This window comes from Psychroserpens sp. SPM9, from assembly GCF_025153525.1.
GTDB lineage: Bacteria > Bacteroidota > Bacteroidia > Flavobacteriales > Flavobacteriaceae > Psychroserpens.
In genome coordinates, this window is the sequence record NZ_JANZNR010000005.1 from 339,649 (window position 1) to 348,581 (window position 8,933).

The 8,933-nt window shown below is 34.5% G+C and carries 7 protein-coding genes; 1 reads left to right on the forward strand and 6 read right to left on the reverse strand.

Translation table 11 applies throughout. The features are described from left to right. Positions 1 to 51 precede the first annotated feature (51 nt). From N4270_RS12205 to N4270_RS12225, 5 genes are all read right to left on the reverse strand, one after another. Entirely contained in the window at positions 52 to 447 is a 396-nt protein-coding gene (locus N4270_RS12205; RefSeq protein ID WP_260097494.1) for a biopolymer transporter ExbD, read from the reverse strand. After that, a complete protein-coding gene (locus N4270_RS12210) occupies positions 447 to 1,130 on the reverse strand; it encodes a MotA/TolQ/ExbB proton channel family protein (RefSeq protein ID WP_260097495.1) in 684 nt (227 codons plus the stop codon). The genes N4270_RS12205 and N4270_RS12210 overlap by 1 nt, the downstream gene beginning before the upstream one ends. A 67-nt stretch (positions 1,131 to 1,197) precedes the next feature. Beyond that, the gene (gene nhaD / locus N4270_RS12215; RefSeq protein WP_260097496.1) at positions 1,198 to 2,592 is read right to left on the reverse strand and encodes a sodium:proton antiporter NhaD; all 1,395 of its coding nucleotides are present in this window, start codon (positions 2,590 to 2,592) and stop codon (positions 1,198 to 1,200) included. Positions 2,593 to 2,602: 10 nt separating this feature from the next. Beyond that, positions 2,603 to 3,829 (reverse strand): Glu/Leu/Phe/Val dehydrogenase dimerization domain-containing protein, encoded by a 1,227-nt coding sequence (locus N4270_RS12220; protein WP_260097497.1) that lies wholly within the window; start codon positions 3,827 to 3,829, stop codon positions 2,603 to 2,605. A 149-nt stretch (positions 3,830 to 3,978) separates the two neighbouring features. Next, positions 3,979 to 5,037 (reverse strand): anhydro-N-acetylmuramic acid kinase, encoded by a 1,059-nt coding sequence (locus N4270_RS12225; RefSeq protein WP_260097498.1) that lies wholly within the window; start codon positions 5,035 to 5,037, stop codon positions 3,979 to 3,981. 92 nt (positions 5,038 to 5,129) lie between these two features. Between N4270_RS12225 and N4270_RS12230 the strand changes: the two genes are divergently transcribed. After that, positions 5,130 to 6,272 carry an acyl-CoA dehydrogenase gene (locus tag N4270_RS12230; protein ID WP_260097499.1) on the forward strand — a complete coding sequence of 381 codons (1,143 nt, stop codon included), beginning with the start codon at positions 5,130 to 5,132 and terminating at the stop codon, positions 6,270 to 6,272. A gap of 49 nt (positions 6,273 to 6,321) precedes the next feature. Here the strand turns inward: N4270_RS12230 and N4270_RS12235 are convergent, their stop codons facing one another. Continuing rightward, on the reverse strand, positions 6,322 to 8,751 hold the full coding sequence (locus N4270_RS12235) for a helix-turn-helix domain-containing protein (RefSeq protein WP_260097500.1): 2,430 nt from the start codon (positions 8,749 to 8,751) through the stop codon (positions 6,322 to 6,324). Positions 8,752 to 8,933 lie beyond the last annotated feature (182 nt).

Here is an 8,933-nt window from a genome sequence, read left to right on the forward strand (position 1 = left end):
TATAATACGCTTTAAAACAATAGTCGTTCCAAAATAGTATTTTTAAGGATATTAATTATTAGGCTTTACAGCTAAAATCACCTTAAACTTATTTCGATTAGCGATATCCATCACTTTTACGACGTTTTCTACAGGTACCGATTTTTCAGCACGTAAAACAACGGTAGGTTCCTCTTGACCGGACAATGCGGTTACTAGTTCGTTCTCAAGAACGCTTTCACCAACCCGTTTTTGGTCGATATAATAAGTCAAATCTTTTTTAATACTTACGGCTACAGATTGTCGGTTTTCAGTTTTACCACTTGCCTTAGGTAATAATATATCAATAGCATTGGTTGTCACCAGCGTTGAAGCGAGCATAAAAAAGATCAATAACAAGAATACAATATCGGTCATTGACGACATATTGAACTCTGGTGTTACTTTATTTCTTCCTCTTAAATTCATTAAATAGGCTCGTTTAGGTGATCTAAAAATTCTAAGGAATTAGCTTCCATTTGATAAACGACTTTATCAGTTTTTACCACCAAATGGTTATAAGCCATATAAGCAACAATACCTACTATGAGTCCGGCAACTGTTGTTGTCATTGCCGTATATAAACCATCCGATAATTGTTTGATATCTATTTGTCCGCCAGAATTAGCAATTTCAAAAATAGAAAGAATCATTCCGATTACTGTTCCTAAAAAACCAATCATTGGAGCTACACCAGAAATTGTCGCTAAGATACTTACGTTTTTTTCGAGGCTATAAATTTCTAAACGGCCTGCATTTTCGATGGCCGTATTAATATCATCTAAAGGTTTTCCAATACGTGTAATTCCTTTATTTATGAGTCTAGACACAGGCGAATTAACTTGAGCACATAACATTTGTGCCGAATCAATTTTACCATTACTAACATGATCTTTAATTTGATTCATAAAATTAGAATCTACTTTAGATGCTGCTTTGATAGCAAAAAGGCGCTCAAAATAGATGTAAATGGCAGCAATGAGTAGTACAAACAACATGGCAATAATGATTTGTCCAGCTGTACCACCACTACTAATGAGTTCTATAATGGATAGCGTTTTTTCGGTTGATTCAGAATCAGGAAGTAATTCTGCTCCTTCTTGAATTGTCATATGATAGATATTGAATATTAATTTTAACTATTGTAATAACGATTGTTTTCTTACTAAAGTATATCCTCTAAAAGATTGTTCTGGTAAACATAAAGGCAACGGCTCCTGCCAGGAAACCTATTAATGCTAACCAAGAGATTTTTTTAAGATACCAAAAGAAGTCAATTTTTTCCATTCCCATCGCTACGACACCAGCAGCAGAGCCTATGATTAACATACTTCCACCTGTACCAGCAGAATATGCTATAAAGTGCCAAAGTTCGTTATCTATTGGCTCAGAGAACATCCCTAAACTTGCTGCCACTAATGGTACATTATCGATAACTGCTGAACCTACGCCTAATAACAACACCACCAAATCTGAAACGCCTTCATGATGTAATTCGGTTCCTAACATTGGCATGGTGTCTTGTAATGTACCTGCAAAACCAAATAAAATTCCTAAAGATTCTAAGGCAGCAACGGCCATTAATATTCCAAGGAAAAACAGAATACTTGGCAATTCAATCTTAGATAATGAATGGTGTACCGGACTATGATGCGCGTGTGCATCACTTTCTTCGGAGTCATGACTTGAAATACTGAATTTCGAATTACTATAAATTTCAGCAAAAATAGCTACGATTCCTAAAGCTAACATCATTCCTACATAAGGTGGTAAATGTGTCACCGTCTTAAAAATTGGAACTGATACAATTCCGCCTAAACCTAAATACAGCATAGTAGAACTAAACTTACTTTTTGGCTTATCATTATCATTTATATTTTGTTCTAATTGCCCTTGAAATGGTTTCATAAACGACGCGATAAGGAAAGGCACTAACATACAGATAAGTGATGGCAAGAATAGGTAAACAAATAAATGACCAGTGGTTACTTTTTTGCCAATCCATAACATGGTTGTGGTAACATCTCCAATTGGCGACCAAGCACCACCAGCATTGGCCGCAATAATGATTAAACCAGCATACCAAATACGAACACTTCTATCATTAACTAATTTTTGAAGTATTGATATTAATACAATTGTAGCCGTTAAGTTATCAATGATTGCAGAAAGGAAAAATGCTAAAAATCCAAAAATCCAAAGAATTTTCTTTTTACTTTTTGTTTTAATAAAGCTTTTAATTGTGGAGAAACCATCAAAATAATCTATGATTTCTACAATGGTCATAGCGCCGAGTAAAAACACGAGTATTTCGGCAGTTTTACCGAGGTGATGGAGTAAGGTTTCTTCCATCCAGTGCATTTTACTTTCATGACCTAAACTTTCAAAACCTTCAACTAAGCCATGACTCGAAGAATCAAACCACTGAGGGAACGAGTCTATACCTAAAGAAATAAGCGCCCAACTGATAGCCATCATTACTAAAGCCGGAATTAACTTGTCAATTTTGATGCTATGCTCAACGGTGATAGCCAAATAACCTAAAACAAATACGATTATGATTATGCTTTCCATAGGAGTTGGATTATATTAATTGGGTTAAGGCAATTTCGAAAGCGGTTGCGCTGATGCCTGTTGTTGTTTGATTTTTATCGTAAACTTTTTGTAACGCTTTTTTAATAATTTCTGACGTGTCACTAAAAATTGCCTCGTCTGTCATTTGAACTTTTCGTTCCATAAAATAGGCAAAAACTCTTGCCATACCACAGTTTGAAATGAAATCTGGAATAAGGCTAACACGGTTATCGGTATGTTCCATAATACTTCCGAAGAAAATTTCTTTATCAGCAAAAGGAACATTAGCACCACATGAAATAACTTCTAAACCTGTATCAATCATCTGATCAATTTGGTCTTGAGTAATCAATCTTGAAGCAGCACAAGGTGCAAATATTTCGGTTTCTAAGGACCAGATTTTAGCGTTCATTTCTGAAAACGGAATCAGGTCTTCACTTACTAAGGTGTTTCCTGATTTTGCTAAATACAATTCGGTTATTTCTTCAAAAGAAAAACCATTTTCATTGATTAAGCCACCAACAATATCGATAATTCCTACAACTTTGGCACCCATTTGAGCTAAATAAAATGCCGCTGCGGCACCAACATTACCAAAACCTTGCACTATGGCACGTTTTCCAATGATAGAATCACCATGAATATCGTAGAAATGTTTAGCAGCTTCGGCAACACCATAGCCCGTAATCATATCGGCAACCGTATATTTTTTAGCAACACTTGGTGAATATTTCGGGTTTTCAATAACCTTAATAACACCGTGTCGTAACTGGCCAATACGGTTTATTTTATCGGCTTGTGTTGGTTTAAAATGTCCTTCGAACACCCCTTCTTGCGGATGCCATACACCACTTTCTTCAGTAATAGGAATCACTTCATGAATTTCATCGACATTAAGATCACCACCTGTACCATAATAGCTTTTAAGTAAAGGAGAAACTGCTTTATACCAGCGTTCTAAAACGCCTTTTTTTCTTGGGTCTTTAGGATCAAAATTAATTCCAGATTTGGCACCTCCAATGGCTGGACCAGATACGGTAAATTTCACTTCCATGGTTTTTGCAAGTGACAATACTTCGTTCATATCTAAACCTATACGCATTCGTGTTCCGCCGCCTGCAGCGCCACCACGTAGAGAATTAATGACTGTCCACCCTTCGGCTTCGGTTTCTGGATCTTTCCAATTGAAAATAATTTCTGGGTTTTTGTCTTCGTATTTTTGTAGTAACTCTTTCATTTATATACATTAAATCATTGATAATTTATTAAAAAATTGTGATAAAATGAAGAGTAGCTAAAGCTGATTCATCAAGTAAAAAGTTAAATTAGTTTAATGTAACAAATATAAAAAACTAAAAATCGGTATATATTAAATTTCTGATAATTTTACGGATAAAATTGTACACCAGAAGAATGATCTTTAATCGCACCTGTAACACTTGCCAAGCAGTTCACTTCACCTCTTAATTTTAAAACACCTAATAAGCCAAAAATCAAGGCTTCTTTAAATTCTATAATCTCTTTAGAAGGTACTATTAAGTCGAATACTTTATGTGCCTTGATTCGCTCTAGCAAAAAATGATTATAACTTCCGCCTCCAGTAAAAAAGGCCTTAGAATTAGGTTTTATGGTTTTGGTTATTTGAATAGCAATGTGCTCAACAACCGTTCTTAAAATAATTTGTTCAGAAAGTTTTGAATGCTCTAAAACAGGAAACACATGGGTTTCAACCCATTCTAATCCGAGTGATTTAGGCGGATTAACTGCGTAAAAACGCAAACGATTAAGCGTCTCTAGAAGCCCTGAATCTACAACTCCAGATCTCGCTATTTCTCCTCCTCGATCATACTCATACCCTAGTTTTTTAGCGTATCGATTCATAACAATATTTACCGGACAAATATCGTAAGCAATTCTATTTCCATTACTTTCTGAAGAAATATTAGCAAAGCCTCCAAGGTTGATACAGTAATCATAATCTGAAAACAATAACTGGTCACCTATAGGCACCAAAGGCGCACCTTGACCTTTTAAGCTTACATCTTGAGTTCTAAAATCGCAAACCACCAAATGACCCGTTAACCTTGCCAGTTCTGGTAAATTTCCAATTTGATAGGTAAAATTATCTTCTGGCTTATGCCATGCGGTATGACCGTGAGAACAAATAGCATCAATCTCGCTTAACTGATATTTTTGTATAAAATTGCTGATTATTTCAGCTAAGTAAATAGTATAGGCTTTATCAATTTGTTGGAGCGTTTGCAAGTCAATTGCAACAAGATTGGTAAGTTTTTCCAACCAATATTCAGAATATGAAATAGTTTCAGAAGCATGGATTTTAAACGTCCATTTCGAATTATAATCAAATGTGATATACGCTATATCAATTCCGTCTAAAGACGTTCCCGACATAACACCCAAAACATGGTATCTTGATTTTATCATATTCAGCAAAAATAACAATCATTATTGAAAATATCCTATTAAAAAGCTATCTTTGCCATCATTTTTTATCAATTCAATAATCAATACTTCATATGGATTTTAGTTTAACCGAAGAACATATTATGATTCGCGATGCCGCTCGCGATTTTGCTCAAACTGAATTACTTCCTGGCGTCATAGAACGCGATAATGCACAAACCTTTCCTGACGAACTCGTTCGCAAAATGGGAGCCCTAGGATTTATGGGAATTATGGTAGACCCTAAATACGGCGGAAGCGGTATGGATGCGCTATCTTATGTATTAATAATGGAAGAACTTTCAAAAATTGATGCTTCGGCTTCGGTTATGGTATCTGTAAATAACTCATTAGTATGTTATGGTTTAGAAGCTTATGGTTCTGAAGAACAAAAACAAAAATATTTAACAAAATTAGCAACTGGCGAATGTATAGGTGCATTTTGTTTAAGTGAACCTGAAGCTGGAAGTGACGCAACATCACAAAAAACTACAGCCATTGATAAAGGCGATCATTATGTAATTAATGGCACAAAAAACTGGATTACTAATGGTGGTCGTGCCGAGGTCTATATTGTTATTGCTCAAACCGACAGAGACAAAGGACATCGCGGAATTAATGCATTCATTGTTGAAAAAGGCATGGAAGGCTTTGATATTGGTCCGAAAGAAGATAAACTAGGAATTAGAGGAAGCGATACGCATACCTTACAGTTTAATGATGTAAAAGTTCCTAAAGAAAATAGAATTGGTGACGACGGATTTGGATTTAAATTCGCAATGAAAACATTATCTGGTGGCCGAATTGGAATTGCTGCTCAAGCCTTAGGAATTGCTTCTGGAGCGTACGAATTGGCACTTAAATATTCAAAAGAACGTAAAGCTTTTGGAACCGAAATTTGCAATCATCAAGCCATTGCGTTTAAATTAGCTGATATGTACACTGAAATTGAAGCTGCGCGTATGTTAGTTATGAAAGCTGCATGGGATAAAGATCAAGGCAATAATTATGATATGTCTAGTGCTATGGCCAAACTATATGCCAGCCAAGTTGCAATGACGCATACTGTTGAAGCGGTTCAAATTCACGGCGGAAACGGTTTTGTAAAAGAATACCATGTAGAGCGTTTGATGCGTGATGCAAAGATTACTCAGATTTATGAAGGGACTTCAGAAATTCAAAAAATTGTAATTTCTCGAGGTGTTATCAAAGGATAAAAACTTAAACTAGAATAAAAAACCTTCTCTTTTATATCGGAAGGTTTTTCTATTTAGTTAAGTCTTGGAGCACTAATTTCAATTCGGCATACGAGTATTTTTCATCAACTTGATGTTTTAAGTCTGATAAATTTTCAAAGCGTAACTTCGGAATAATTTCCTTCAAGGCCTCGTAATGCGCTTTACTGACCAAATCGATAATTTTTACTTCTCCAGAAGACATAAAACTCGCTAAGTGACCAATAATCGTATTTTCATTTAGTTCTCTTATATCTGCAATCTCCTGAATGGATTTTCCAGATTGAAAAAGCGCCAAGGATTGCTTTTTAGAGTCTCCCTTTTTTTGTTTTGGTTTTTCAAAAATGTCAATTGGTGCAGAAGTTTCTATAGAATGCTCATCACAATAGTTTCTAATGACTTCTAATATTTCGGTTCCATATTTCTCGACGCGTACTTTCCCCATTCCATTAACCGACTTAAGTTCTACTTTATTAATAGGTAACGTTTCACACATTTCATACAACGCTTTTTGAGTGAATATTTGGTAATGAATCAAATCTTCTCTTTGAGCGATGGTATTTCGCAATTCTCGAAGAAGCTCAAAAAGTTCAACATTTGTCGTTCCGTCTATGGCCATTTTTCTAGGCTTTTTAGGTTTTTCTTTAGCTAAGAAAACTGATTTTGCCCGAAGCTCAAGAAACTTAACCGCATTAAAACCATTAGCTAAACCTTGAAAATAAAGTTGTTTTGTAGATACTAATTCTTCAATGGCATCTATATGCTTTGTTATATCTTTCTCTAGTGCTTTGTTATCTGTAGTAAATCCAAAACTTTTGAAAGGCTCTTCGATAGTTTTTTTGGTTTGTGCTTCAAAATAATCTATAGCCTTTTTAAAACGCGATTGAAGTAATTTATTTTCTTCTGGTAACTCATGCTTATTGGAAAGTTCTTTAAGTTGAATATTAAAACCATTAGCAACTTTGAGCAAACTCGCAATCGTATCTTTAATAGAAACCATAGGTGCTTCAAAATTCCCTTCTATACTTCCTTTGTTTTTATAGTATAAGTCTAATACACGATTTATAGGATGTAAAAAGTTATAAAAGTCAAACATTTCGAAAATTAAGCCCAATTGAAATTCAACTTTAGAGTGCTGCAATATGGATTCATTAGGTTGATTTTCTTCAGATTTTTTATTAAAGTTGGTAACATTTGTGTCACTAATAATTTGACTGGAATCAATTTTACTTTTGAGCACCAAACCTTCTAAACTCTTACATCGACTCAAGGCAACATAAGTTTGACCATGAGCAAAGGCACCTTGCGCATCAATAATTGCCTTATCAAAAGTAAGTCCTTGACTTTTATGAATCGTTATTGACCAGGCAAGCCTCAAAGGCATTTGCGTGTAGGAACCTACTCGACTTTCTGTTATTTCTTTTGTTTCAGAATTGATACTATAATTAATGTTCTCCCAAACTTCTGGCGTAACGATAATATTAAAATCATCATCCGGACATTTAACTACTACTTCTTCCTCGTCTAAAAGAATAACTTGCCCTATTTTTCCATTGAAATATCTTTTCTCTACCGAACTGTCATTTTTAATGAACATGACTTGTGCTCCAACTTTTAAAATGAGTTCTTCTTTATTCGGATAAGAAAACTCAGGAAATTTTCCTTCGATTTTAGCTGAATAGATTTGCGAAGTACTTTTTAATTTTTCAAGTTCAGAAATATTAACACGTTCAGCGTTTTTATTATGGGTAGTTAAAAAAATATATCCTTCATTTTCATGTGGTGAAAAATCTGGTTGATATCGTTTATTAAGTTCATTTGCAGATGTTTGTGACAATGTATTGTTTCTGATTTCATTAAGAATCTTAATAAATTTAGGATTGTCTTGCCTATAAATATGCTTGAGTTCAACAGTAATAGCTTGGCATTTTTGATATGCTAAGCTGCTAAAAAAATAAGCGTTATTATAGTATGGTTTTAATAGTTGCCATTCATTATCCTTGACGACAGGAGAAAGTTGTTGCAAATCTCCAATCATTAAAAGCTGAACGCCACCAAACACTAAATTTCTATTTCTGAAACGTCTTAATGTTTTATCAATACCATCGAGTAAATCAGCTCTAACCATACTGATCTCATCAATAACTAATAGATCTAATGATTTAATAATATTAATTTTTGTTTTACTAAACTTTCGTGTAAAACCTGAAGATGCTTGAAGATTATCATTTGGCAAAATGGGTCCAAAAGGCATTTGAAAAAATGAATGTATGGTTACACCTTTAGCATTTATAGCAGCAACACCTGTAGGTGCAACTACAACCATTCTTTTTAAAGATTTAAGCTTTAATTTATGTAAAAATGTAGTCTTACCTGTTCCTGCCTTACCAGTTAAGAACACATTTTTATTTGTATTATTAACAAAATCCCAGGCTAATTCTAATTCTCTGTTAAGCTCCATAAGTGATGCGTTCCTTCTAATAGATGAAGATAAAGAAAGGTTTATAAAAATCACATATAAAAACAAAAAACCCTTTTCATTTTGATATGAAAAGGGTTTCAAAAAAGGCGACGACCTACTCTCCCACAACTGGCAGTACCATCGGCGCAAATGGGCTTAACTTCTCTGTTCGGAATGGTAAG

What these genes read in the sequence shown, in the direction of transcription:
- N4270_RS12230 (WP_260097499.1), top strand. Translation starts at nt 5,130, where the DNA reads ATGGATTTTAGTTTAACCGAAGAACATATTATGATTCGCGATGCCGCT.
- nhaD (WP_260097496.1), bottom strand. Translation starts at nt 2,592, where the DNA reads ATGGAAAGCATAATCATAATCGTATTTGTTTTAGGTTATTTGGCTATC.
- N4270_RS12235 (WP_260097500.1), bottom strand. Translation starts at nt 8,751, where the DNA reads ATGGAGCTTAACAGAGAATTAGAATTAGCCTGGGATTTTGTTAATAAT.
- N4270_RS12220 (WP_260097497.1), bottom strand. Translation starts at nt 3,829, where the DNA reads ATGAAAGAGTTACTACAAAAATACGAAGACAAAAACCCAGAAATTATT.
- N4270_RS12225 (WP_260097498.1), bottom strand. Translation starts at nt 5,037, where the DNA reads ATGATAAAATCAAGATACCATGTTTTGGGTGTTATGTCGGGAACGTCT.
- N4270_RS12205 (WP_260097494.1), bottom strand. Translation starts at nt 447, where the DNA reads ATGAATTTAAGAGGAAGAAATAAAGTAACACCAGAGTTCAATATGTCG.
- N4270_RS12210 (WP_260097495.1), bottom strand. Translation starts at nt 1,130, where the DNA reads ATGACAATTCAAGAAGGAGCAGAATTACTTCCTGATTCTGAATCAACC.